Annotated in this window: 18 protein-coding genes; 7 read left to right on the top strand and 11 right to left on the bottom strand. The window is 48.8% G+C overall.

Annotation, left to right across the window (positions count from 1 at the left end):
* Positions 1 to 7 precede the first annotated feature (7 nt).
* The 5 genes from BMW65_RS12665 to mraZ are packed head-to-tail and all read right to left on the bottom strand — an operon-like array spanning position 8 to position 5366.
* Positions 8 to 1465, bottom strand: a complete 1458-nt coding sequence (locus BMW65_RS12665) for a UDP-N-acetylmuramoyl-L-alanyl-D-glutamate--2,6-diaminopimelate ligase (RefSeq protein WP_090605871.1) — start codon at positions 1463 to 1465, stop codon at positions 8 to 10.
* Between the two features lies 1 nt (position 1466).
* On the bottom strand, positions 1467 to 3560 hold the full coding sequence (locus tag BMW65_RS12660; RefSeq protein WP_090605869.1) for a penicillin-binding protein: 2094 nt from the start codon (positions 3558 to 3560) through the stop codon (positions 1467 to 1469).
* 24 nt (positions 3561 to 3584) lie between these two features.
* Positions 3585 to 3992, bottom strand: a complete 408-nt coding sequence (locus tag BMW65_RS12655; protein WP_090605868.1) for an FtsL-like putative cell division protein — start codon at positions 3990 to 3992, stop codon at positions 3585 to 3587.
* Positions 3986 to 4909 carry a 16S rRNA (cytosine(1402)-N(4))-methyltransferase RsmH gene (gene rsmH / locus BMW65_RS12650; RefSeq protein ID WP_394332220.1) on the bottom strand — a complete coding sequence of 308 codons (924 nt, stop codon included), beginning with the start codon at positions 4907 to 4909 and terminating at the stop codon, positions 3986 to 3988. Before rsmH ends, BMW65_RS12655 begins: the two co-directional genes overlap by 7 nt.
* On the bottom strand, positions 4896 to 5366 hold the full coding sequence (gene mraZ / locus BMW65_RS12645) for a division/cell wall cluster transcriptional repressor MraZ (protein WP_090605867.1): 471 nt from the start codon (positions 5364 to 5366) through the stop codon (positions 4896 to 4898). Before mraZ ends, rsmH begins: the two co-directional genes overlap by 14 nt.
* 321 nt (positions 5367 to 5687) lie before the next feature.
* Here mraZ and BMW65_RS12640 point away from each other — a divergent pair, with 321 nt between their 5' ends.
* The 4 genes from BMW65_RS12640 (at position 5688) to BMW65_RS12625 (ending at position 10161) form a co-directional block, all read left to right on the top strand.
* Positions 5688 to 6029 (top strand): hypothetical protein, encoded by a 342-nt coding sequence (locus tag BMW65_RS12640; RefSeq protein ID WP_090605864.1) that lies wholly within the window; start codon positions 5688 to 5690, stop codon positions 6027 to 6029.
* A gap of 154 nt (positions 6030 to 6183) precedes the next feature.
* Complete coding sequence (locus BMW65_RS12635; RefSeq protein WP_090605863.1) at positions 6184 to 6867, top strand: response regulator; 684 nt, start codon at positions 6184 to 6186, stop codon at positions 6865 to 6867.
* A gap of 87 nt (positions 6868 to 6954) precedes the next feature.
* Complete coding sequence (aspS, locus tag BMW65_RS12630) at positions 6955 to 8697, top strand: aspartate--tRNA ligase (protein ID WP_090605862.1); 1743 nt, start codon at positions 6955 to 6957, stop codon at positions 8695 to 8697.
* An 84-nt stretch (positions 8698 to 8781) separates the two neighbouring features.
* Positions 8782 to 10161, top strand: a complete 1380-nt coding sequence (locus tag BMW65_RS12625) for a LutB/LldF family L-lactate oxidation iron-sulfur protein (protein WP_090605860.1) — start codon at positions 8782 to 8784, stop codon at positions 10159 to 10161.
* A 4-nt stretch (positions 10162 to 10165) separates the two neighbouring features.
* On the opposite strand, the gene mgrA is transcribed toward BMW65_RS12625, so the two are convergent.
* Together mgrA and tsaD are read right to left on the bottom strand one after the other, a co-directional pair.
* Complete coding sequence (gene mgrA / locus BMW65_RS12620) at positions 10166 to 11197, bottom strand: L-glyceraldehyde 3-phosphate reductase (RefSeq protein WP_090605859.1); 1032 nt, start codon at positions 11195 to 11197, stop codon at positions 10166 to 10168.
* A 71-nt stretch (positions 11198 to 11268) separates the two neighbouring features.
* The gene (gene tsaD, locus BMW65_RS12615; protein ID WP_090605857.1) at positions 11269 to 12270 is read right to left on the bottom strand and encodes a tRNA (adenosine(37)-N6)-threonylcarbamoyltransferase complex transferase subunit TsaD; all 1002 of its coding nucleotides are present in this window, start codon (positions 12268 to 12270) and stop codon (positions 11269 to 11271) included.
* Between the two features lie 81 nt (positions 12271 to 12351).
* Here tsaD and BMW65_RS12610 point away from each other — a divergent pair, with 81 nt between their 5' ends.
* The 3 genes from BMW65_RS12610 to BMW65_RS12600 all read left to right on the top strand — a co-directional run bounded on the left by BMW65_RS12610 (position 12352) and on the right by BMW65_RS12600 (position 18920).
* On the top strand, positions 12352 to 16713 hold the full coding sequence (locus tag BMW65_RS12610) for a translocation/assembly module TamB domain-containing protein (RefSeq protein ID WP_177181111.1): 4362 nt from the start codon (positions 12352 to 12354) through the stop codon (positions 16711 to 16713).
* Between the two features lie 125 nt (positions 16714 to 16838).
* Positions 16839 to 17570: a transglutaminase-like domain-containing protein gene (locus BMW65_RS12605; RefSeq protein ID WP_218145400.1), complete on the top strand. Its 732-nt coding sequence runs from the start codon at positions 16839 to 16841 to the stop codon at positions 17568 to 17570.
* A 480-nt stretch (positions 17571 to 18050) separates the two neighbouring features.
* A complete protein-coding gene (locus BMW65_RS12600; protein ID WP_090605852.1) occupies positions 18051 to 18920 on the top strand; it encodes a hypothetical protein in 870 nt (289 codons plus the stop codon).
* Between the two features lie 2 nt (positions 18921 to 18922).
* On the opposite strand, the gene mnmE is transcribed toward BMW65_RS12600, so the two are convergent.
* Genes mnmE through glgB form a run of 4 tightly spaced genes read right to left on the bottom strand, consistent with a single transcriptional unit; the run spans position 18923 to position 25065 of the window.
* Entirely contained in the window at positions 18923 to 20284 is a 1362-nt protein-coding gene (mnmE, locus tag BMW65_RS12595; RefSeq protein WP_090605851.1) for a tRNA uridine-5-carboxymethylaminomethyl(34) synthesis GTPase MnmE, read from the bottom strand.
* Between the two features lie 22 nt (positions 20285 to 20306).
* A complete protein-coding gene (locus BMW65_RS12590; protein WP_090606022.1) occupies positions 20307 to 21575 on the bottom strand; it encodes a glucose-1-phosphate adenylyltransferase in 1269 nt (422 codons plus the stop codon).
* Between the two features lie 6 nt (positions 21576 to 21581).
* On the bottom strand, positions 21582 to 23030 hold the full coding sequence (locus BMW65_RS12585; protein ID WP_090605849.1) for a glycogen synthase: 1449 nt from the start codon (positions 23028 to 23030) through the stop codon (positions 21582 to 21584).
* Between the two features lie 4 nt (positions 23031 to 23034).
* On the bottom strand, positions 23035 to 25065 hold the full coding sequence (gene glgB, locus BMW65_RS12580; RefSeq protein ID WP_090605848.1) for a 1,4-alpha-glucan branching protein GlgB: 2031 nt from the start codon (positions 25063 to 25065) through the stop codon (positions 23035 to 23037).
* Between the last annotated feature and the right edge of the window lie 30 nt (positions 25066 to 25095).

Raw genomic sequence — 25095 nt, 5'->3', positions numbered from 1 at the left:
TCGCGCGTTATTGCTCGTTAAATGCGTTCATCAAAACTGCTTTGTCATCGAAATCATGGCGTTGGCCATTAATTTCCTGGTATTTTTCATGCCCTTTACCTGCTACCAATACAATATCTCCGGGTTGGGCCAAGTGGCATGCCGCACGTATCGCCTCACGCCGATCTGCGATGGAAAACACATTGCGCCGCTCGTCTTTAGAGATGCCGGCTTCCATATCGTGGATAATCTGCAGGGGATCTTCCGTGCGTGGGTTGTCCGAGGTAATGATTACCTTGTCGCTATGTTTCACGGCGACAGCCGCCATTGCCGGCCGCTTTGTTTTGTCCCGGTCACCACCGCATCCCAATACCGTGATGATGTGTGTCTTGTTTTTACGCAAGCCCTGAATGGTCTCCAGCACGTTTTGTACCGCGTCGGGCGTATGGGCGTAATCCACCACGCCAATCACACCATTCTTCGAGATGGTGGTATCAAAACGGCCCTCGGCTCCAGTGATATTGCTTAGCGCGGTCAGGATCTTCATCGTCTCCTGCTCAAGCAAGATGGCTGCGCCGTAAACGGCCAATAGGTTATAAGCATTGAAATTGCCCACCAGCTTCACCCACACTTCCTGGCCATCGAGATTAAGCAACATACCATCAAAATGGCTTTCGATGACTTTTGCCTTAAAATCGGCCATGCTCTTGATGCCATAGGTTTTTTTATGGGCAAATGTATTTTGGAGCATCACCGAGCCGTGCTTGTCATCGGCATTGGACAGCGCAAAAGCAAACCGATCAAGTCCATCGAAAAAGGCCTTCTTAGCCTTGATGTATTCATCGAATGTTTTGTGGAAATCCAAGTGATCATGCGTAATGTTGGAAAATATTCCGCCAGCGAAATTCAGGCCAGCTATCCGTTGTTGCACGATGGCATGCGAACTCACTTCCATAAAGCAATAGTCGCATCCCGCCTCAACCATTTCGTGCAAAAGTTTATTCAAGGCCAACGGATCCGGTGTCGTGTGTGTAGCCGCTACGACGTTGTCCCCTACGAGGTTGTGTACGGTGGAGAGTAAACCAGCCTCGTATCCCAATTTCCGGAACAGCTTGTAGAGCAGCGTAACGATCGTGGTTTTTCCATTGGTGCCGGTGACGCCAACAAGGCGCAGCTTCTTGGAAGGATTTCCGAAATAATTGGAAGCCGACACACCCAACGCAAACGCACTATCATCTACTTGAATATAGGTGACATCATCATGGATTGCTTCAGGCAATTTTTCGCAGATCACCACCGTTGCCCCAAGGCCTATGGCTGCATCGATGTATGCGTGCCCATCTGTATGTAAACCAAGCACCGCCACAAACATACCATTGGGCACCACTTTCCGCGAATCAAAACACAGGTCTGATACGGCCACATTCAAGTTGCCCATGACCTGACGCACCGGAATGCCATGAAGTATGTCTTTAAGCGCTATCATTTCAGTTCAATTCAATCAATACAGATGCACCCATTTTTACTTTTTGCCCTGCGGGCAATGACTGTGTGATCACTTTCCCCTTGCCTTTTACCTTGGTCCGATAGCCCGAATTTTCAAGGGCATACAGGGCATCGATGAGCCCCATACCCTTTACATCGGGCACCATCCCTTCGCTAATCTCTTCATCTGAAAAGGGGATACCCTTTACGGTATCGATATGCTGCATCGGTGTCGATGATGCATAAGTTGTTTTGACACCCAGTGCATCGAAGACCCGCAACGTGGCTGCTTTTGACCCTTTAAGCGAAGGGAGCGGCTCGGTGTTTCCTACGAACCGCATCCGCTCAAAATCCTGGTGCAGGTTGAGATCATTCGCATAAACCATGTCGGCCATTTCGCGGAATACAGGCCCGGCTATGGAAGCGCCATAATATCCGTTGCGTGGATTCCTGATGACGACAATCATTGAATATTTCGGGTTGTCTGCCGGAAAATATCCAGCAAATGACGATTGATACCGGCGTGCGCTATATCCAGCCGCATCATCGGCCATCTGTGCAGTACCGGTCTTACCGGCGGTAGCAAACTGCGGGTTGCGCAGCCGCTTGCCCGTACCTTCCAGCATCACACCTTCCAGCATCGCACGCAACTTGCCAATTGTACGGTCTGATGCTATCCGTTCTTCGATTACACGGGTTTCAAATCGTTCAACGGTATTGCCCAGGTGCCGAATCTCTTTTACAAACAAGGGTGCCACCATCTTGCCATTATTGGCCACGGCATTATATAGCGTAAGCATCTGAAGGGGCGTCATTTTCAACTCATAGCCATAAGCCATCTGTGGCAAGGAGAGCCCGCTCCAACTCTTGCTGCTGGGGGTCTTGATCAGCGGATTGCCCTCACCCGGTATTTGCAAACCCAGCGGCTCATTGAGGTGTAAGGCATGCAAGCGTTTGGTGAATGCTGCTGGATTGTCTTTGTAATGTGTATTGATGATTTTCGTAATGGCTACATTGGAAGACAATTCAAAAGCTTGCTTCACCGTCACCGTACCGTACGCATGGGTGTCTTTGATGGTATGCCGGTGCACGCGATAAGTCCCATTGCCTGTCTCCACGATGGTATTCGTATCCACTTTTCCATCATCCAACGCGACGAGGTAGGATGCCAGCTTAAACGTAGAGCCCGGCTCGGCGCTTTGCGCAATGGCATAATTGAATTTCTCGCGATAGCTACCATCAGTATCCCTCGTGAAATTAGCTACCGCCCGTATTTCACCTGTCGCCACTTCCATCAATATCACACAACCATTGTCTGCGTCGCTGGCAATAAGCTGCTTTTCCAGGGCCCGTTGGGCCATATCCTGTATGTTGACATCGATGGTGGATATGATATCTGCGCCATCTACGGGCGCTACTTCAACCTCGCGATTCACCGGCATCCACACACCGCCGGCAATCCGCTGTACCAGACGCTTGCCGCTCTTGCCGTCAATGTATTCGCCATACGCCCCTTCTAATCCCACATTCACGTCTTCCGCGGGTATTTTATACCCGATAGTCCGTGCCGCCAAGTTTGTGAACGGAAGTATCCGTTTGTTCTTGCGTTCGGCTATCAACCCTCCTTTATACTTGCCCAGGTTGAAAACGGGAAATTCCCGGATTTGCTTCAGCTCCTGATGGCCTACATTGCGTTTGATTAAATAATACCTGTTTTTGTTCTTCCGTGCCTCTCTCAGTAAACGGGCATACTGCGCGGAAGATTTATCGTTGAAAAATGCGGAAAGTTTAGCCGCCAACGAATCTACTTTGGAATAAAAATCCTCATCGGTCTCGATACCAGGGGCCAGCATATCCATCCGCAAATCATACTCCGGTATAGACGTAGCCAACAGGCTGCCATCATTTGAAAAAATATTACCCCGTACCGCCTCTACATCGATATAACGCGTGGAAAGGCTATCAGCCATGGCGCGCCATGCTTCGCCTTCAACATATTGCAGGTGAAAAAGCTTGGCTAATACCGCTATCGCAAAAAGGACAATCAGCCCAAATGACAAATACACCCTAAGCAGTATGTCCGTCCTGATATTCATGCCACGTATGATTAAATACTTCCCCTATTTTTTTGGTTTTACAACAACTATCTTTTTTGGCGGCTCTGTCCGCTCCTTCAAGCCCAAGCTATCCGTCCGTTTGGCTATTTCCGTTTGGGTGGTCAGTTTCATCAGATCCGCTGAAAGTGACTTGTAATCCCAATTCATCTCTTTTACTTCCTTGCCCAAACGGTCGATTTCGCGCACAGTCCGCTCCGCATAATGCCGATTTGCGATATACAGGATAGCAAGCAAGCCGACGAAAGCAATAAATGGGATGTAACCCACAAATGCCGAGGATGAAAACCGATCCGAAGAAAACAGCGACTGAAAAAAGGTACGTGTAGCGTCAGCTTTTTCCTCCACAGTCTCCTGCAATTCGGCTTGTTGCTCATCGCTCAACGGCTGCTGTTTGTATGCATTTTTTACCATAGCTCACCAACTTTTTCCGCCACTCTTAATTTTGCGCTTCGCGCCCGGTTATTATGGCTTATCTCATCTTCGCTTGCCGTAATCGCCTTGCGGCTAATGACTTTCAAGGGCTTTAATTCATTGCCATAAAAATCTTTATCCACTTCACCCCTGAACTTTCCTTTCGCCATGAAATTCTTCACCAACCGATCTTCCAATGAATGGTAAGACAGGACGACCAACCTTCCACCCGGTTTCAACACCGCAACGCTTTGCTGAAGAAACTCCTCCAATGCTTCCAATTCCTTATTCACTTCAATACGCAAGGCCTGAAACAATTGGGCATAGTACTTATGCGATTTGCCCTTGGGTACGATGTCTTGTACGACCGTTTTTAACGCCCCAACCGTGTTGATGGGATGCTTGATACGGGCAGTTACAATGACCTTGGCCAGCGTCCGCGCATTCTGCAGCTCACCATACATTCCAAAAATGCGATGGAGATCTGCTTCTGAATACGCATTAAGTATGTGTTTGGCATCCAGTTCACCAATTTGGCCCATACGCATATCCAACTCGGCATCGAAACGCGTTGAAAAGCCGCGTTGTGCATTGTCAAACTGATGCGAAGAAACCCCCAAATCGGCCAGGATACCATCCACTGCCTTTATGCCATGGAGCCTCAGGTTGTTTTTCAAAAACCTAAAATTTTGATGGATAAGCACAAACCGCTCATCATCTATGGCGTTTCGCAACGCATCGGGGTCCTGATCAAAAGCATATAATCGCCCTGCTCCCCCTAAGTATTTCAACAGTTCCCTGGAATGCCCCCCTCCTCCAAATGTGACGTCCACATAAATCCCCTCGGCTTTAATCGCCAACGCATCCATGCATTCGCGCAACATCACCGGCACATGGTATTCGCTATTCGTCATCATCGCCCATGATATCATTACCCATTACCGATTCTGCCAATTCCACGAAATCATCATCCTCGCCGTCCTCCCACAACTTATCGTATGCCGCCTTTGACCACACCTCTATCTTGTTAAACTGGCATAAAAGTTTGATATCTGCTTCAATCCCCCCATATTCGAGCAGCGATTTGGGCAGCAATACGCGCCCCGCTGAATCCAACGCTAATTCTGTGGCACCCCGCGTGAAATCACGGATAAACTTCCTATTCTTTGCCACATATTGATTCAATTTCGCTAGTTTACGACTAATCTTATCCCACTCACTCCTTGGATAAAGCACCAGGTTTTTCTCAAAACCCCGGCTGATAACAAGCCCCTCACGCTCAACATCAGCTATCTGCTTCTTGAGCGCCGCCGGGAAGACTATCCTCCCCTTTGCATCTAACTTGCAATCATATTCACCGATCAAATGGCCCATAAGTGCACTTTACCCATAAAAACTGATGTAAAAGTAGATATTTACTCCACTTTCTCCCACTTTTCCCCACAAAAAAGTTTTCCACATTTAGTTTCAAGGGGTTCCGGTATTCACCAGGCCGATTTTTAAGCCGGTAATGAAGACCGAAGACACGTTGTAGTTGAACGACTACAAAACAAAAAATAGCGACAGGATTTATTGATTTTCAGGATGTTTTATCAACATCTTTGTATCGTTAAATACCTGTGTACGACTATGCGTTTAGCAATTATAAAACTGTTATCTTTTATACTATTCCCGTTTTTGTCTTGTGATAAAAACATGGATATGTTTCCCGTGCAATGCAACTGCAATATCGATGTGGCACAGCTTTCCCGATCGAGTTCGGTCACCTATGAGGTTTTTGCCCATGAAGGGGCTTCGGTCTCATCCATTACCTACAAGACAAGCTCCGGTGCGGTGACCACCCACAACCCCGAACTTCCATTCAGAACAACCGTTGAATTGGAGAAAGGCGAAACCATGGCACTGACTGCAAAAGGCAATCCCAAAAATGGGAGTATTATTTTGACTTACGAAGTACAGGAACATAACGATGCCTCAGGCATGGCGAGCAGCAGTGTTTCCAAGGTCTGGATATTAAAGGACGGTGTTTGCGAATAATCCCTACAGAAATCCATTCAACAACATGATTATGAATAAATTACAACAATGTAGTCATATTCCTACAACAAATTAAATACAACCTGCCTACTTTAGATTCATAATTAAATGAATGTTGAAATTGAATAATCACATAGCATAACCGAATTACCACATGAAAAGAAAAAAAATACTTATTGTAGAAGATCAACTCATCATCACCATGGATTTGGAGTACATGCTTGAAGAATTGAACTATCAAGTATGTGGCGTTTCTACAACCTATGAAGATGCAGTATCAGCCATCAAAAGCAGCCAACCGGATTTAATCCTGATTGATATCATCCTCTCTGGCGAAAAAACAGGAATTGACCTTGCGCATAAAATCAATAGCACGTTTCGCATTCCCTTTATCTTTCTGACGTCTCATGCCGACCGTGGTACGATTGAGGCTGCCAAATCTACCAAACCAGCTGGATACATCGTGAAACCATTCAACCGGAATGATGTATACGCTTCCATTGAAATCGCTTTCAATAATATTGAAATGCGCGATGAAAATTCAAACATTTTTCTTCCCGATGGGAAACACAAAACTAAAATCCACATCGACGAAATGATCTATGCCCATGCTGAGGGAAACTACACGACATTTATTACCACAAAGCGCAAAATCGTGCTCCGTAAATGCCTGAAAGAAGTTTCCGAAACCATATTGAACAACAAGAAGTTCGTCAGGATACATAAGTCATACCTAATCAACAGGGATGCTATCCGTGCACGCAGCGCTTCTAACATCTTATTAAACAACGGCGAAAACGTGCCATTGGGCCGGGCTTATGCCGGTTGCTTGTATTAATCGTTATTATTCAGAAAAATTCCGCTTATAACCACTGCGTGTTCTTCCGAAAAACCGCTATTTTTGCCGCCTAAGACAACGGTAAAAATGCATAGAACACATACATGTGGCGAGTTGACCCTGGCAGACTTGGGCAAGACAGTGGTATTGAGTGGATGGGTCCAAAAATCCCGCGATTTGGGGGGGATGACATTTATCGACGTACGGGATAGGTACGGCGTGACCCAACTGGTTTTTGACACCGCCGATGATGAAACACTGCGCAGCAAGGCAAGGGAACTTGGCAGGGAGTATGTCATTAAGGTCACAGGAAGGGTTATCGAACGGGAGAGCAAGAATCCCAAGTTAGCTACAGGAGAAATTGAAATCAAAGTCTCGTCGCTCGACGTACTCAACGCGGCCAAACTCCCGCCTTTTACCATTGAAGATGATACGGATGGTGGCGATGATCTTCGGATGAAATACCGCTACTTGGATCTCCGCCGCAATCCGGTACGCAACAACTTGGTACTGCGGCATCGGTTGGCGCAAGAAACACGAAAATACCTCGATTTGCAACACTTCTTGGAGGTAGAGACACCCGTACTAATCAAATCTACGCCCGAGGGTGCCCGTGATTTTGTAGTGCCAAGCCGTATGAATCCCGGTGAATTTTATGCCTTGCCCCAATCTCCCCAAACATTCAAACAATTGTTGATGGTGTCGGGCTTTGATCGCTATTTCCAGTTGGTCAAATGCTTTCGGGATGAGGATCTACGGGCCGACAGGCAACCGGAGTTTACCCAAATAGACTGCGAAATGGCTTTTGTAGAGCAGGAAGACATCCTCAATCTCTTTGAAGGGCTGGTGAAACACCTGTTCAAAACGGTCAAGGGTATCGACCTCGGTGAGGTTCCCCGCATGACCTACGATCAAGCGATGCGGCTATATGGCTCTGACAAACCTGATCTTCGCTTTGGGATGCCCTTTGTCGAACTTAACGATATCCTCAAAGGTGCAGGATTCCCCGTCTTCGATAATGCCGAACTGGTAGTGGGCATCAATGCTGTGGGATGTGCGTCCTACACCCGCAAGCAGCTGGACGCGCTGACGGATTTTATAAAACGCCCCCAAATCGGTGCAACTGGGCTTATCTACCTCCGCTACAACGAAAATGGATCACTCAAGTCATCGGCAGACAAATTCTATGGCTCCGAGCAGCTCCAGCAATGGGCACAGGCATTCGGCGCAAAGCCGGGCGATCTGCTGTTGGTGATGGCCGGACAAACCGACAAAGTACGCAAACAATTGAACGAGCTACGGCTGGAGGTGGCTGCGCAATTGGGATTACGAGACAAAAATAATTATGCACCACTGTGGGTGGTCGATTTTCCGCTGCTGGAGTGGGATGAAGCAAGTGGCCGCTACCATGCCATGCACCATCCCTTTACCTCTCCGAAACCTGAAGATATCCCGTTGCTGGATAGCCGGCCGGGAGACGTACGGGCCAATGCGTATGATCTGGTCATCAACGGTACGGAAATAGGTGGTGGCTCTATCCGGATACACGACCGCGAATTGCAATCGTTGATGTTTAAGCACCTCGGGTTTACACCGGAGGAGGCCCAGAAACAGTTCGGATTTCTGCTGGATGCATTTACCTACGGTGCTCCGCCCCATGGTGGCATTGCCTTCGGTTTTGACAGGCTTGTAGCCATATTTGCGGGCATAGACAGCATACGCGATGTGATTGCGTTTCCGAAAAACAATTCAGGAAAGGATGTAATGATTGATTCTCCTGCCCCGATTTCGGACGAACAATTGGCCGAACTGTCTATTGCTGTAAAATAGCCCAGCAATCCGTCGCTCGGGTTGTGGCAACAACACTTTACAACAATTAACGTTATTAGATCAGGATAATAACAAAACGTCGCTATGCCGTCTACGCAAGAATCCACTTTTCTGAAAGACAGTGCTGCTAAGGCGTTTGACATGCGCCACAGGCAAATCATCAATTATAACATCGACAAATACGATGTTGCCGTCCAAAGCGGCATGTTGCAGTTCCAGCACCTCGAAAACGCCAAGCGGAAAGCCCATATCATCAAATGGAAGGTGATGGAAAATTTGGACAAGCTATTGCCCGAGTTTGAATCCAATTTTCTGCGGAAAGGTGGAAAAGTCATCTGGGCCAACGATGCGGAAGAAGCCCGGCAAGAGATTTGGAAAATCATGGAACGTGCCGGGGCTAAGACCGTGGTGAAGTCCAAATCGATGACTACCGAAGAAATTGAATTGAACCATTTCCTGGAGGGCAAGGGTGTGAAAACGGTGGAAACCGATCTCGGCGAATATATCGTGCAATTGCTCAACCAAAAACCCTACCACATCGTAACGCCGGCGATGCACCTGAGCCTGCAAGATATCGCGGCGCTTTTCCATCAGCATTTCGGCACGCCGCCGGACGCAACCGCGCAGGAACTGACGTTGCAGGCACGCAAGCTTCTGCGCCAACAGTATACGACAGCTGATGTGGGCATTACCGGTGCGAATTTCCTCATTGCAGATACAGGTAGCGTTGCACTCACCGAAAATGAAGGCAACACGAGGCTGACCACCACATTTCCCAAGATACACATCGCTATCGCAGGTATTGAGAAAATCATCCCTTCCCTTGCAGACCTCGACCTTTTTTGGCCCTTGCTCGCGACGCATGGTACGGGGCAGCGGCTCACGGTATATAACAGCATCATTGGCGGGCCAAGGCAGGAAAGCGAGACCGACGGGCCGGAGGAAATGTATGTCGTATTGCTGGACAACGGCCGCACGGACTTGCTGGCACAGAAGGAGCAGCGCCAAGGCCTGTATTGCATCCGTTGCGGTGCCTGCCTCAACGGCTGTCCTATCTATAAAAACGTGGGTGGCCACACCTACAATACCACGTATAGTGGCCCGATTGGCTCCATTATTACCCCCCACCTCCGTGGGATGGAAGCGTTCAAACACTTAAGCTATGCTTCCAGCCTATGTGGCAAGTGTACGGAAGTATGTCCCGTGAAAATAGATATCCACCAAATGCTGCTGCTCAACCGGCGTGATGCTGTGGCCAACGGCATGGTCTCCAAAACGGAGAAAACAGCGTGGAAAGGTTTTACTTTCGCCATCACGAAACGCCGGATCATTGACCTATTTGGCGGAAAATTGAAAAATCTAATACTGCATCGGTTTTTCAAAAAGGCATGGGGCAAGCACCGGAACCTGCCCCAGGTTGCCCCAAAGTCATTCGCCCAGCAATGGAAAGAACGTGAACAATGATAGCCTATTCAAGCTCTGCCGATTTTGCCCAGATATTGATGGCCCCCTCTTTTGCATAGTTATCTATTTCGGCCAATTCGTCAGCGGAAAAATCCAATTTCTTGAGCGCTCCCATGCAATCGACCACTTGCTCAGGCCTGCTGGCCCCTATCAATGCGGAAGTAACACGCCCGCCCCGCAGTACCCATGCGATGGCCATTTGGGCAAGTGTTTGCCCTCTCCGCTGCGCAATGGCATGGAGTGCCCGCACATTAGCCAGGTTTTGTTCGCTAAGGAACTCGCGCCGGAAAAATCCCCTGGTGTTGGCGCGGCTGTCTGCGGGGACGCCATTTAGGTACCTATCTGTGAGCAAGCCCTGGGCCAAGGGAGAAAAGACAATGGATCCGATGCCCAATTCGTCAAGCGCATCCAACAGTCCGTCCGTCTCTACCCAACGATTGAGCATGGAATAGCTGGGCTGGTGGATGAGGCAGGGTGTGCCCAATTCCTTCAGGATAGCCATCGCCTCCCGTGTGCGGTTTGTATTGTATGAAGAGATACCCACGTAAAGTGCCCGGCCCGAACGCACGATGTGATCGAGCGCCATCATGGTTTCTTCCAGCGGTGTCTCCGGATCGAAGCGGTGAGAATAAAAAATATCCACATAATCCAAACCCATGCGTTTCAGGCTCTGATCACAACTGGCTATCAAATACTTACGACTACCCCATTCGCCATAAGGCCCGGGCCACATGTCGTATCCGGCTTTTGACGAAATGATCAGCTGATCACGAAGCCCCGCAAAATCCTCTTTCAGTATCCGGCCAAAAGCCAATTCGGCGCTTCCCGGCGGAGGGCCATAGTTGTTGGCCAAGTCAAAATGAGTAATTCCAAAGTCAAGTGCTTGCCGGCATATTGCTTGCTTGGTGCGATGCGGTACATCATCACCGAAATTGTTCCATAAACCGAGTGAAATAGCAGGGAGCTTCAGCCCGCTCCTGCCACAACGGTTGAATACCATGTTTTCATAACGGTCGGCATTGGGTTTCCAGTTCATTGTGTTTTGATTTATATTTTGGCTGTCGGCTATCCGCTTTCAGCTATCGATTACTTCATCCATTCAACGCGCTACACGTTGTATCGTGCCAGCGGTGCTACGTCTTGTCCCACGAAATCACGAGCAAGGTATTTATAATGTCCTGCAATGGCTATCATGGCTGCATTGTCTGTACAGTACTCAAAGCGCGGAATGAATACCCGCCACCCCTGCTGCTCTCCCAATGCGATGAGCGCATTGCGCAACCCCGAATTGGCCGAGACTCCACCAGCAATGGCCACATCCTGCACGCCGACTTCTCGTGCCGCCCGTTTGAGTTTATTGAGCAGGATGGAGACAATGCGTTCCTGCACAGAGGCACAGATATCACCGAGGTGTGTTTGCAAAAAACCCGGGACTTCCCGTTCTTTTTGCTGCACAAAATAGAGAATAGCCGTTTTCAGGCCACTGAAACTAAAATTAAGCCCCGGAATCTGCGGTTCGGGGAAGGTAAACGCCTGGGGATTGCCCTGCTGCGCATAGCGATCGATCAGCGGCCCGCCGGGATAAGGAAGACCAAGGATTTTGGCCGTTTTATCAAACGCTTCCCCCGCTGCGTCGTCAAGCGTGTATCCCAGAAGCTCCATCTCAAAATAACCGTTCACCAATACCAACTGCGTATGCCCGCCAGAAACAGTCAGGCATAAAAAGGGAAACGCAGGTACTGGATCTTCAATAAAGTGCGCAAGGATATGTGCCTGCATATGATTAACCTCAATCAGCGGGATATTGCGGGCAAGTGCAAACGCCTTGGCAAATGACGTCCCTACCAGCAACGATCCCAATAAACCCGGTCCCCGCGTGAAAGCCACCGCAGCTATCTCATTTTTATGTATTTTTGCCTCGCGGATAGCCTGATCCACGGCGGGGATGATGTTTTGCTGGTGCGCGCGCGAAGCCAATTCCGGGACCACCCCACCAAATTTTTCATGGATGGTTTGGTTCGCAATAATATTCGAATGGATTTTTCCGTCTATACTAATGGCTGCAGACGTTTCATCACAAGATGATTCGATACCGAGGATGATGGGCATGAAATGCGATATTGGACACGTTTAAACAAAAGCAAAAATATCAAAAAAATATTAAAAATAACGCTTTGGGTACTGGTTGGGTTGTTGCTCCTTCTCGCAGGCTTGACCTATTCGCTTCGATACCAGCCGGTACAAACCTATTTTGCAAAAAAGGCTGCCTCCTATTTATCGCGCGAACTCCATACCACCGTGTCGGTTGATGGCTTATATTTCCAGCCCTTTTCATCCCTGGTCCTTAATGGGTTATTCATTGCGGATGCTGCCGGCGATACCCTACTGTATGCCCACCAGCTGACAGCGGCAGTAGATTTGTGGAAGCTGCGCAATGGACGGGTGATTGTCAAACATGCGAAGCTTTCGGATGGAAGCTTTTATCTCAAGCGTTTCGAAAAAGGCACCAACCTATCGTTTATCATTGATTACTTCAGTCCCACCGCTCCCCTACAGCCATCGCAGCAACGCATATCATTGGCTGTCCATTCGCTTGATCTTTCCAATATTACATTTGCATACAAACAGGCCGCAAACCATTCACCGGCAGCAGGCATCAACTTCAAAGACATCCAGTTGGCGCAGGTTTCGGGCAATTTTACCGATATCGATTTCACCAGCCATTTGTTCAAATCGACCATCAAAAACCTTTCATTCCGCGAAAAAAGTGGATTCCTGCTCCGCGAGATGGACGCCATAGCTGTGGTAGATACTACCAGCATTGAGCTTCAAAAGTTGTACATCGCGACCAACCGAAGCCTACTGCGGAACCGTCTCCGGCTTGAATACCCCGATTTTTCCGCTTTCAGCAATTTCATGAAGGACGTTGCCATCGAATTAAACCTGGACCACGCACAGATCGATTCCCGCGACGTCGAGTTTTTTGCACCGAAAGTAGCCGCTACGCATTTTGATGCAGTCTTATCCGGCACATTCAGCGGCACAATAGCTGCTTTCGTGGCCAAGCGCGTCGCCATGCAACTGGGCAGTGCCACGCACGTACAGGGCGATTTTAGCGTTACCGGATTGCCCGATATCAACCAAACCGTTTTTGACATGCAAATCCAGCGATTGACCACCAACAGTGAGGCAATTGAATCGTTAGTGCCGCAATTGGGCAACTTGCCTGCATTGGATCTGCCAGCCTCATTCGACCGTTTGGAAAATGTGACGTACCAAGGCACACTCAAGGGCTTCTATTACGACTTCATGGCCAACGGCACTTTTGAAACAGCCCTTGGATTGGCCAATGTGGACATGAACCTCAACATCCGCGAAGGCGGCCGCTATTCGGGGCGATTATCGGCTGATGCGTTCAATTTGGAGCCCTTATTCCCGCAAACGCAACTTGGACAGGCCAGCTTTGACCTCACCGTGACGGGTACAGGCTTTACCTTCCGCGATATGCATAGCAACGTGGCAGGTCGCATTGGCCATTTGGATTTTCGGGGATACCGATATACCAACATTGACCTGCAAAGTGAGCTTGCCAAGCTGCGCGTCATGGGCGACATCGGTATACGCGATCCTAACCTACGGTTAACTGCTAAGGGCGGCATCGACTTCAGCCCCGAATGGCCCCAATATGCGTTTCATGCCAATGTGAGACACGCTCACCTGCCTAATATCCGACTTTATGGAAAGGAACGGGTGATCATCAATGGGGCGGATGTTGCTGCTGATTTCGGAGGTAAAACACTGAACGACCTTCAGGGAAATATTGCCATTCGCGGCATCAGCTTCCAGGTAGGGGCCGATACACACACCGTAGATTCGTTGATACTTGCCGCTACAGGCTATGAAGGGCAACGCACGCTCCGGCTACGTTCAACCCTGGCGGATGCAAGCTTGGCCGGCACGGTAGACCTGACCACGCTGGGTAATTATTTCAAATCGGTTGCCATGCGTTTTGCCCCTTCTTTAGGGTGGGATGTGGGAAAGGTGGGCCGACAGGCATTTGATTTCGATTTGACACTGAAAAACTTTGCGCCTCTTGCCGCTTTGTTCATGCCACGGCTTACCCTGCCCGAAGACGTATCGATGAACGCCCATTTTTCCACGGCAGACACGCTGAGTTACTTCAACCTCCTTGTGCCGCAGTTGTCCTATGGCAACGTGAAGGTGAAACGGCTAATTGTCGATGAATCTACACGGGACGGCGCATTGCGGCTATCGGTCACCGCTGATCGGATGAGCCTGACTGACAGCTTATATGTCAATAACATTAACCTATCGAATGTCATCTTAAACGATAGCCTCCATTTCAACCTGAAGCTTGCTGATGTGACCGCCAACAATCAACTGGACTTAAACGGATTGGTCAATTTTGAAAAGAACGCACTGCTGCAAATGCAGTTGCTCCCCTCCTCGCTGATATTGAACAAGGAATCCTGGCAACTTGACGAAAATGCCCGACTTTATTTTAACGAAGGTAGGCTTACCGTACAAGGCCTCGAAATTTCAAATAACCATCAGGTTGTCCAGTTGGAAGGCAACATCTCACCCGACGCGGACGACAATGCCGCCTTGACTTTCAAAAATTTCAACCTCAACACCCTTAATTCCATTACCCTGCCATCAGGCATCGAGCTTTCAGGGGTATTGAATGGCCGAATGGACGTGTCGTCTATTTTAAAAAACCCGTATGCTTTGGCGGATATAGAAGCTAGCAGCGTACACTTTAACCATACCCAAATCGGCAACGTGCGTTTGCAAGCCGACTTTGACCAGACCAGCGAACTGGTAAACGTACGATTGGAAGTGGTAAATGGTGACGTAAACACATTGACAGCCACGGGCACCTATAATGCCGCCGCCGAAACGGACAAATTGAATGTGAAAGCGACACTCAACCAGAGTGAATTGCTGGTTTTCCAACCGTTCCTCGGCAAACTCGTCTCGGATATCAATGGAACGGTATCTGCCAACCTCCGCATCACTGGATCAGTCCTGGCACCCCAAGTAAGCGGCACTTGCTTTCTACACAACGCCGGATTTACGGTAAATTACCTGAAGACACCCTACCGCATTAATGATGAGGTGGCGCTTGAAAACAGCACCATCATTCTCAACAATCTTAAAATCAACGATCCAGAAAACAATCAAGCTATTGCCAATGGAAAAGTAGACATGAGCAACCTATTGGTACCTGATATCGATGTGGTCATTGATGCAACCGATTTTCTTCTGCTCAATACGACATTCCGCGACAACTCATCGTACTATGGTACAGCGTACGGCACAGGAAGATTTGCTTTTCGTGGCCCAACAAATGCGATAACCATCGACATCCAGGCACGCACCAACGAATCCACCAGCTTCCACATACCGCTCAATGCCGTGGGCACCGTGAGCGACAACGATTTCATCCGGTTTGTAAGCCACGACACATTGGATGCACAGCATGCCCAATCGCGCTTATTGAAGGGATTAAGCATGAACATGGATTTACAAATCACGCCCGAGGCAGAAGCCAGCCTATATACCGACTTGGGTGAGCTATCTGGACGGGGAGAGGGGCTATTATCATTACGCATTTCCAGCCTTGGTGATTTTGAAATGTTCGGTGATTACCTAATCAATGCCGGTAAATTTACATTCATTGCACAAGACTTCATCAATAAAATATTTGACATCAACCAAGGGGGCACGATCCGTTGGACAGGGCAGCCTACTGACGCCACCATTGGCCTCACGGCGGTATATGGGCAACGCACGAGCCTTGCGCCTTTATACAACGCCGCCGGAAGGGAAACTGTGGAACAGCGTGTACTGGCCCAAGCTATCATGAACCTCAACGGCAACCTGATGCGCCCCGATATTACATTTGCACTCCATTTTCCGAATGACCCTTACGTAAAGGACGAACTCCAAAGCTACCTCAGCGACGTCAACAATATAAATCAGCAAGCACTGAGCCTCATCGTGCGCCGTAGCTTTGCTCCCGGGGCGGCCACAGACTTCAGCAGGGAGCTGAATAATACCTTGTTGAGTGCTGGCACGGAATTGGCTTTTAACCAGCTCAACAACCTCATTGCCCAATCACTCAACCTCAATTTCATAGACCTGAATATCCGCTCGCTCAACGATGCCAGCGCGTCGTTTAGGTTTTTCAATGATCGCTTGGTTTTTACCGGCGGGGTTACCGACAGGCGGAACCTCAATGATCTCAATGTATTCAGTGACCGTGTAGTCACAGATGCCGAATTGCTGTACCTAATCCGCAAAGACGGGCGATTGGTATTGCGCGGTTCAAACCGGCTGAATAGTCGTAACTTTCTGCCGCTGACGATGAATGAAAACTACGTGAGCGCCCTCGGACTGGTATACCGGCAGGAGTTTTATACGTTTCAGGAGTATTTTCGAAGATTGTTTACACTACGGCGGAAAACGGTGGACGAAGAAGAGGAAACAGGAGAAGCTCGTAGCGATGCACCGGATAAGATGTTTTAAAAAACCAAAAAAAATAAGCCTACCTAAACTGTGTTATCCGTTATTTTTCGTATTTTTCTCACATGTTCATACAAGCCTCCTGCATTCTTGAGTTCACGTGTGAATTGCCAACGCCCAGTATATTCATGTTGCGTCCCAAAAGTGGCCTTAGCCAGTTCGTATTACGGGAAGACTTCCAGATCACTCCCTACCTCGCCATGACGGAATTTTCCGACACATATGGCAACTTGTGCCAACGACTGGTAATGCCCGCTGGGAAAGTCAAGCTGCAAAGCAGCATTGTAGCAGCTTGCGCAGATACCATTGATGTGGATTTCACCGCTGGATGGACCCCTATCGTAGACTTGCCTGATCCCATACTTCACTTCCTTTTGCCGAGCCGGTATTGTGAATCCGATAAATTAAGCGAAGAGGCAAAAGCGATTACCATAGGCTGTAACCACGGATATGAACAAGTGGAAACTATCCGGCGTTGGATCTATACCCATTTTCAATACCAATATGGCGTGACGGATAGTAGATCTTCTACCTTGGACGTCATGGCCACAAAAACCGGTGTATGCAGGGATTTCACACACGTTGGCATTTCCTTGTGCAGGGCATTGGATATTCCCGCCCGGATGGTTACCGGATACCTGCTTGGGTTAAAGCCAATGGATCTACACGCATGGTTTGAAGCTTATGTGGGTGGACGTTGGTATAGCTTTGATGCCACGCAAGCCGAACCGAAGGGCAACCGTATATCCATGGCATATGGGCGGGATGCCGCAGATGTCGCATTTGTCACCCATTTTGGAAACGCGGAACTCAGCCGGATGACCGTTGATGTGAAAGAAACTTCGCCATCCTGGTTATAATTGCTAAAAGATAGTCACATAGTTTCTTTTTCATGGTTCTGTCAACCATTTCGAGAGCAATGCAGTGTATCGGAATCAATGATTAAAAATTAGAGTAAGATTAAACTGACCACTTTTTGAAATAGATTAGGATAATCAGCAACGATTGTTTATTTTTGGGTAAGCATCTACCGATGTTCCTGAACGTACTGATGATTGTTTGCTACAATAGATACACCCGCTCTAAGACTTTCCGGGACTTTCTTCGGGATGAGTCCATAATGAGTCCATAAACAGTCCATAATGAGTCCATTAATCCGGCAGTTTTCATGGAGTCATTATGGACTATTTGATGATACTAAATTGAGACATGGCGAATACATAGCGAATCGGATACCAGGAGGGTCTGGATACGGTAGGAAGAAAAATAAGAAAGGGGACAAACGGTAGGTAGCTATATCAAAGATAGCAATAATTTAAACCACTTCAAAATCATTTACCATGGCATCACGGGATAAAAATGGAAAAATAAGGGGGAAAATCGACAACATCGTTTATCGGGGCTACAAAGACAAGCAAATTATGCAGATATCGCCCAAACGGGTAAAACAGACGCTTTCCTCAAAGCTGAGTGCGCTCGAATTCGGGCTGGCTGCCAGGCAAGCCAAATTCATGCGCGACGTTTTTCATAATGTATATGAGGAATGTGATGGCAACATGGTACGGCGGTTCACAGCAACCGTTGCCGCCTGTATCCGTACCGCTGAAAATGAAATAGGCGAGCGCGACCTTCATGATGCCGACCTCGGACAATTGAAGGGATTCTCGTTTAATGAGAAGGCTCCATTCGAGAAACTGGTAGCGGTGTCGCCTAAGCTTGATGTGGCGGCCAACGGCTCCATCCGGTTCCAACTGGGGCCTTTCGTCCCTGGTGATAACATCGTCTATCCACCGAACTTCTTCCGGCCGAACGGCAGTTTCAGTATCTTTGTCGTCGCATTCAACTTCCGAAAAGGAAACGTGCAAATCGTTGATTGTGCGGGATTCGACGTTGCAGAAACGGACCATGCCCCTACCGAAATCGACTGGCAGTGCAACAAACTGTTGCCCGAAGGGTATATTGTACTCGTGGTGCTATGCCTGCGTTATTTCTCATTGAATTGGCTGGGGCAGCGTACCCAAACTACCAACAACGACTTCTACCCCTCCATCATCCTTGACGCCTTCCATGTAACCCCTGAAATGGCGGCATCGGGAGCGCGCGATCTACTCCAGCCACCGTCAGCTGATGATTTTTCTTCTTTTGGAGATACCAGGGAACGAATCTCACATCGAGTATTACGTTTAAAAACAAAAGCGCCAAAAAGGTAGCGCTATTTGCCGATGCAGAACTTGCTGAAAATATTATCCAGTAAATCATCTGTGCTGACTTGTCCGGTGATTTCACCCAAGTGGTGCAGTGCCTGCCTAATGTCCATCGCCAGGAAATCGGATGTCACGGCGTTATCAATACCTTGCAGCACGCGTTGCAGCGCGTCTTCCGTTTTCCGCAAGGCCTCCACATGGCGGATGTTGGTCACCAAGACATCGTCCATATCGAGGTTATGCAAGTTTACCTTGCGTAACAATTCGTGCTTCAACTCCTCCACACCTACCTTGTTTTTGGCAGAGATAAACAACGGTTCGATGGCAAGGAGGGTATCCACCTGATCCTGTTTGAGCAAATCCACTTTATTGACCACGACCACAAAAGGCACGTTCAACTGGGCGACTTCAGCTACCTGACTTTCTATTTCCGCCCTATCGTCTTGTTGCGGATCGGCCAAGTAGATGATGAGCCGTGCTTGCCGCATTTTCTCCCGGGTACGCGCTACGCCTTTTGCTTCGATGACATCCCGTGTATCCCGGATACCCGCAGTATCGATAAAACGGAACATCACGCCATCAATGTTGATTTCATCTTCGATGGTATCGCGTGTGGTGCCTGCAATGTCTGAAACGATAGCCCGCTCCTCATTTAGCAGCGTGTTGAGCAATGTAGACTTGCCCACGTTGGGTCTGCCCGCAATGACCACCGGCACGCCATTTTTCAGCACGTTTCCCTGCTCAAACGAGCCAATTAGCTTTTGGATGATGCTATTGATTTCGACAACGAGTGCGCTAAGTTGCCCACGGTTGGCGAACTCCACATCTTCTTCGGAAAAGTCCAGTTCGAGCTCTATCAACGAAGCAAACTGGATAAGCTGCTCACGTAGTTGCTTCAGGATATTGGAAAAACCACCCCGCATCTGCTGCATCGCTACTTGGTGGGATGCCGCTGATGTAGATGCGATGAGATCTGCCACGGCTTCCGCTTGTGAAAGATCCATCCGGCCGTTAAGAAATGCCCGCAAGGTAAACTCGCCGGGTTGGGCTGCACGGGCACCATGCCGGATCAGCAGTTGGATAATCCGCTCGATAATATACCGGGAATTGTGGGTTGAAATCTCTACCACCTGTTCGCCCGTATAGGAATGCGGCGCGACAAAAAGAGATACCAAGACTTCATCCAATATATCGTCCCCATCGCGGATGGTACCAAAATGGATAGTATGGGACGGTTGCTTGGTTAAATCTTTGCCTTTGAAAACCTGATTGGCTATGGTTATCGCCTCAGCGCCGGACAGCCGGATCACGGCGATTGCGCCGTTGCCGGTGGCCGTAGCCAAGGCGACTATGGTATCGTTGTTTGCCATAAGGGCAAAGGTACGAATACTTTTACCCAATGACCGTACCCGCAGGTAACACGGCCCGCTTTTTTACGACTACGATACCATCCCTGACAGCATGGGTATCGAAATCGCCATCGGCAAGGTGCGTCCCCCCCGTGATACGCACATTATCTCCGATGCAGCAGCTTTTATCCAATATTGCATTTTCGATGTAGCAATTTTCGCCGACACCAACAAGTGGAAAACCGTTAGCCCGGGCGTCTTCAATCTCATGCAGGGTCTGGTAAAAATCACTCCCCATCATGTAGGTGGTTTTGATGATAGAACCTGTGCCGATACGCGATCGGATACCAATCACCGAGCGCTCGACGTGCTCCGCGGCCACGATGCAACCATCGGCTATGACCACTTTGTCAAGGGTAGTGCCCGATACTTTGGACGGCGGCAGCATCCGGGCGCGGGAAAATATCGTGTTCCTATCAAACAGGTTGAATTGCGGGATATCATCCGTAAGCCCAATATTGGCTTCGAAAAAAGAATCAATGTTGCCGATATCTGTCCAGTACCCTGGATATTGATAGCTATGTATTTTGTAGTTCCCGATTGCTTCAGGTAGTAGTTCCTTACCGAAATCCACGCCTTCGCTTTCCTCAAGAATTTGTTTCAGTATATTTTTGTTGAATACGTAAATACCCATCGATGCCAGGTACACCCTGCCCATTGCTTTCATATCTTCGTCTACTTCAGACTCCCATGGCGGCAGCAGCGAGCTATTCGGTTTCTCGATAAATGACGTGATGTTTCCTCCCTCATCGGATTTGAGGATGCCGAAAGACGTGGCGTCTTTGGCGTTGACCGGAATGGTCGCTACCGAGATTTCCGCCCCGGTTTCGATATGGGCCTCAATCATTTCCTGGAAATCGATTTGATACAGCTGGTCGCCTGAAAGGATGAGCAAGTGTTCATAATCATGGTGTTGCAGGTAGCGCTGCAAATGCCGTACAGCATCGGCAGTACCTTGATACCATCTTTCTCCTTCGTTGGTCTGCTCGGCAGCCAGAATCTCCACAAACCCTTTGCTGAACACGCTGAAATTGTAAGTGTTTTTGATGTGCGAATTCAATGAGGCCGAATTGTATTGCGTCAATACAAAAATCCGGTTATAGCCCGAATTGAGGCAATTAGAAATGGGAATATCCACCAACCGATACTTGCCCGCTATGGGAACAGCAGGCTTGGAACGCTGGTGCGTCAGTGGATAAAGACGGGTACCCTTCCCCCCTCCCAATACGACAGAAATCACATTGTGCTTAATCATAATTTATGCGGTTATATTTTGGTAAATTTCCATATACTTAGCTGCCGATTTGTCCCAGGAGAAATCAAGCCGCATGACTTGTTCTTGTAGTTGATGCATCCTGCTTTTATCGTTATATAATTCCAAAGCCCTGTATACGGCAGCTACCGCGTCAGCGGCAATGGCATTGATAAACGTGATGCCGTATCCATCCGGCTCGTCGATATCCGGTACGGTATCCCGCAGGCCGCCCGTCTTTCGCACAATGGGAATGGTGCCATATCGCATGGAATAAAGCTGGTTCAGCCCGCAAGGCTCCACCCGCGAAGGCATGATCAGGAAATCTGCGGCCGCATAGATGCGATGCGATAAATCTTCTTGATAACCGATGTATACGCCCAGCCTCCCTTTATATTGCGCTGCTAAATCAGCCATGGCCGACTGCACCTGTGGGTCTCCCGATCCCAATACCATAATATTTAGTTCAACACGCTCATCGCCCAATATGTTTTCAATGATTTCCGGCAAAAGATCAGCTCCTTTCTCACCGGCAAACCGACCGATATAGGCCAGCAACGGCTTTTCGGCATCCAATCCGTATGCATCGCACAGGAACACCTTATTGGCTCGTTTGCCGGATTGCACATCGGTAATGTGATAGTTTCGATGCAGCATGGTATCTTCCCCTGGGTTCCATATCGTGGTATCGATGCCATTGACGATACCTACGCTTTTGGCACGTTCCATCGCGAATAGGCGTTCCAGCCCGTTGGCTTGCTCCATCAATTCCTGAAGGTATCCTTCTGACACGGTGGTAAACACGGTGCAGCATTTTATCAACGCCGCCAACGGATTGATAATCCCATCCCAATCCAATAATCCCCATCTCCACGTGTCAAAAGCAGGCAATAAAATCGCTTGGTTCCAGTTCATCCACCCTTGGTACTGCCCATTATGCACGGTAGCTACCGTAGGTACATGCCGCAGGGAAGCAAATTTTTCGCCGTAGTACATCAAAAATGGAATGAGCCCGGTGTGGTGGTCATGGCAGTGCACCACATCAGGCATAATACCGGTCTCCGTAAGCCAGTGCAGGAAGCCATGCTGGAAAGCGATGAACTGTTCGCTTTCATCGGCATATCCATAGGGTTCGTCCCTATCCAACAATCCCGGAATTTTAATCAGGTATAGCCCAAAGCCCAATACGTTGTCTTTCTCCTTATACACCGTTATCGTCAATGGTCTTGATCCTTGATAAAAAGCGCCGCTGTACACGACTTCAAAGTCATGTTGCTGGACGAACGGCTTGTTGTACCAGGGCATGACCACCCAAGTGTATAGCCCGGCTGCTTGCAGGTATTTGGGCAACGCGCCGACCACGTCCCCAAGGCCGCCAACCTTTGCCACCGGATAGCATTCGGCACTTAAATGGATGATAGGTTTGGAAGTGTGGCTGATTATCTCATTGTCCATAGCATCATGCTTCGTTATCCGGATCTTTTTTTACTTTGCGTCGCGCTTTAGCGGGTTTGCTCGCTTGTATAGCCTTTACCGGCGCTACTACTTCTTGTTGAACTTCCGTGCTGCCCCCCTGCCTTTCAGGATTCCGCTTTAGCACGAGGCCTCCCAACGGTGGCAAGGTGAGCTGGGCTGACCAATCTTGGTTCATCCAGCGAATAGGCTCTGCTTGCACCGCAGACTGTTCAATGCCGCTGCCGTAATAACCCCGATCATCCGAGTTGAGCAACACTATCCATTCCCCATGTGAAGGTAAACCACAGCGGTAAAAATAACGTACAATCGGTGTTAAATTTAAAACAACCAACACATCGTCTTCCCGCCTAATCCCCTTCCTTACATAGGCCAATACGGAGTTGTACGCGTCACCGCCCTCTACCCACTCAAAACCCGTTGGACTGAAGCTGTGCTCATAAAGCGCCGGCTCGTTGCGGTATAGACGATTCAGTGATTTGATAAACTCAAAAACACCTTGATGTGGTTCGTATTGCACTAAGTGCCAATCCAGGGACTGATTATAATTCCATTCGGCTGTCTGCCCAAATTCGCACCCCATAAATAACAATTTGGTGCCTGGATGTGTATACATATATAGGTATAGTGCGCGCAGGTTGGCAAACCGCTGCCATTCATCACCGGGCATTTTATAGACCATGGATCCTTTGCCGTGTACGACTTCATCGTGCGAAAGTGGTAGCATGAAATTTTCATGGAAAGCATACAACATGCTGAAGGTGAGCTGCCCATAATGATGCTGCCGGAACAAAGGATCGCGGCTGAAATACTGCAATGTATCGTGCATCCAACCCATCATCCATTTCATGCCAAAACCCAAGCCGCCACTGTAAACCGGGCGGCTCACGCCCGGCCACGAAGTAGACTCTTCGGCGATGGTCTGTACATCCGGGAAATGCTGGTACACTGCTTCATTCAATTCTTTAAGAAAACCAATGGCTTGCAGGTTTTCCCTGCCACCGTATTCATTGGGTATCCATTCGCCCTCCTTGCGCGAATAATCGAGGTACAGCATCGAGGCTACGGCGTCTACACGCAGGCCATCCGCATGGTACCTTTCCAACCAAAAGATGGCGTTGCTGATGAGAAATGAACGTATCTCATTGCGTCCATAATTGAAGATGTAAGAACTCCAATCGGGATGGTAACCTTGGCGGGGATCCTGATGCTCATATAGATGCGTGCCATCAAAACGGTACAGCCCATGCGCGTCCCCCGGAAAATGGGAAGGCACCCAATCCAATAACACGCCGATATCATTCAGGTGCAATTGCTCAATAAGGTACATCAAGTCCTGCGGCGACCCATAACGCGAAGAAGCGGCGAAATAACCGGTGATTTGGTAACCCCAGGATGGATAATACGGATGCTCCATGACGGGCAATAATTCCACATGGGTGAATCCAGCATCCTTGATATAGGGTACCAGCTTATCCGCGATACCGCGATAGTCCAGCAACTTGTCCGGATCGTCGGGACTACGTATCCAAGAACCCAGGTGCATCTCGTAGACGGAGACAGGCTTGTTGAGGCCATTACGCTCGTGTCTTGCACGCATCCATGCTTCATCTTTCCATTCATACCATGTCGTGGAGACCACTGACGCCGTTCCCGGCGATTGCTCCCATTGGAGTGCAAAGGGATCGCCTTTTTCCAACGTTTCCCCCTGGTACGACCGGATACGGTATTTATATAGCTCACCTACACCGATATTGGGGATGAAGCCTTCCCAGATGCCCGAGCCGTCCCACCGCACATGCAAGGCATGCGAATAGGGATTCCATCCGTTGAAATTGCCGACTACTGAAATAGCTTCGGCATTGGGTGCCCACACGGCAAAGTAAGTACCGGATCGCCCTTCGTGGAATAGGGCATGTGAACCAAACTTTTCATAAAGTTTGTAATGCTTGCCTGCCCGAAAGAGGCTAACGTCAAAATCAGTGAACAATGAATAGTTTTCTACCGTGTGCTGCATAGCGAATGGGATTGTTAGTTATCAGTGGTG

Origin of the sequence: Parapedobacter koreensis, from assembly GCF_900109365.1 — a bacterium.
Classification (GTDB): Bacteria; Bacteroidota; Bacteroidia; order Sphingobacteriales; family Sphingobacteriaceae; genus Parapedobacter; species Parapedobacter koreensis.
This window is presented reverse-complemented; position numbering and strand designations above follow the sequence as displayed.

Excerpts from the sequence above, each read along its gene's own strand:
- BMW65_RS12665 (WP_090605871.1), bottom strand. The coding sequence starts at position 1,465 with ATGATAGCGCTTAAAGACATACTTCATGGCATTCCGGTGCGTCAGGTC.
- BMW65_RS12660 (WP_090605869.1), bottom strand. The coding sequence starts at position 3,560 with ATGAATATCAGGACGGACATACTGCTTAGGGTGTATTTGTCATTTGGG.
- BMW65_RS12655 (WP_090605868.1), bottom strand. The coding sequence starts at position 3,992 with ATGGTAAAAAATGCATACAAACAGCAGCCGTTGAGCGATGAGCAACAA.
- rsmH (WP_394332220.1), bottom strand. The coding sequence starts at position 4,909 with ATGATGACGAATAGCGAATACCATGTGCCGGTGATGTTGCGCGAATGC.
- mraZ (WP_090605867.1), bottom strand. The coding sequence starts at position 5,366 with ATGGGCCATTTGATCGGTGAATATGATTGCAAGTTAGATGCAAAGGGG.
- BMW65_RS12640 (WP_090605864.1), top strand. The coding sequence starts at position 5,688 with ATGGATATGTTTCCCGTGCAATGCAACTGCAATATCGATGTGGCACAG.
- BMW65_RS12635 (WP_090605863.1), top strand. The coding sequence starts at position 6,184 with ATGAAAAGAAAAAAAATACTTATTGTAGAAGATCAACTCATCATCACC.
- aspS (WP_090605862.1), top strand. The coding sequence starts at position 6,955 with ATGCATAGAACACATACATGTGGCGAGTTGACCCTGGCAGACTTGGGC.
- BMW65_RS12625 (WP_090605860.1), top strand. The coding sequence starts at position 8,782 with ATGCCGTCTACGCAAGAATCCACTTTTCTGAAAGACAGTGCTGCTAAG.
- mgrA (WP_090605859.1), bottom strand. The coding sequence starts at position 11,197 with ATGAACTGGAAACCCAATGCCGACCGTTATGAAAACATGGTATTCAAC.
- tsaD (WP_090605857.1), bottom strand. The coding sequence starts at position 12,270 with ATGCCCATCATCCTCGGTATCGAATCATCTTGTGATGAAACGTCTGCA.
- BMW65_RS12605 (WP_218145400.1), top strand. The coding sequence starts at position 16,839 with ATGTTGCGTCCCAAAAGTGGCCTTAGCCAGTTCGTATTACGGGAAGAC.
- BMW65_RS12600 (WP_090605852.1), top strand. The coding sequence starts at position 18,051 with ATGGCATCACGGGATAAAAATGGAAAAATAAGGGGGAAAATCGACAAC.
- mnmE (WP_090605851.1), bottom strand. The coding sequence starts at position 20,284 with ATGGCAAACAACGATACCATAGTCGCCTTGGCTACGGCCACCGGCAAC.
- BMW65_RS12585 (WP_090605849.1), bottom strand. The coding sequence starts at position 23,030 with ATGGACAATGAGATAATCAGCCACACTTCCAAACCTATCATCCATTTA.
- glgB (WP_090605848.1), bottom strand. The coding sequence starts at position 25,065 with ATGCAGCACACGGTAGAAAACTATTCATTGTTCACTGATTTTGACGTT.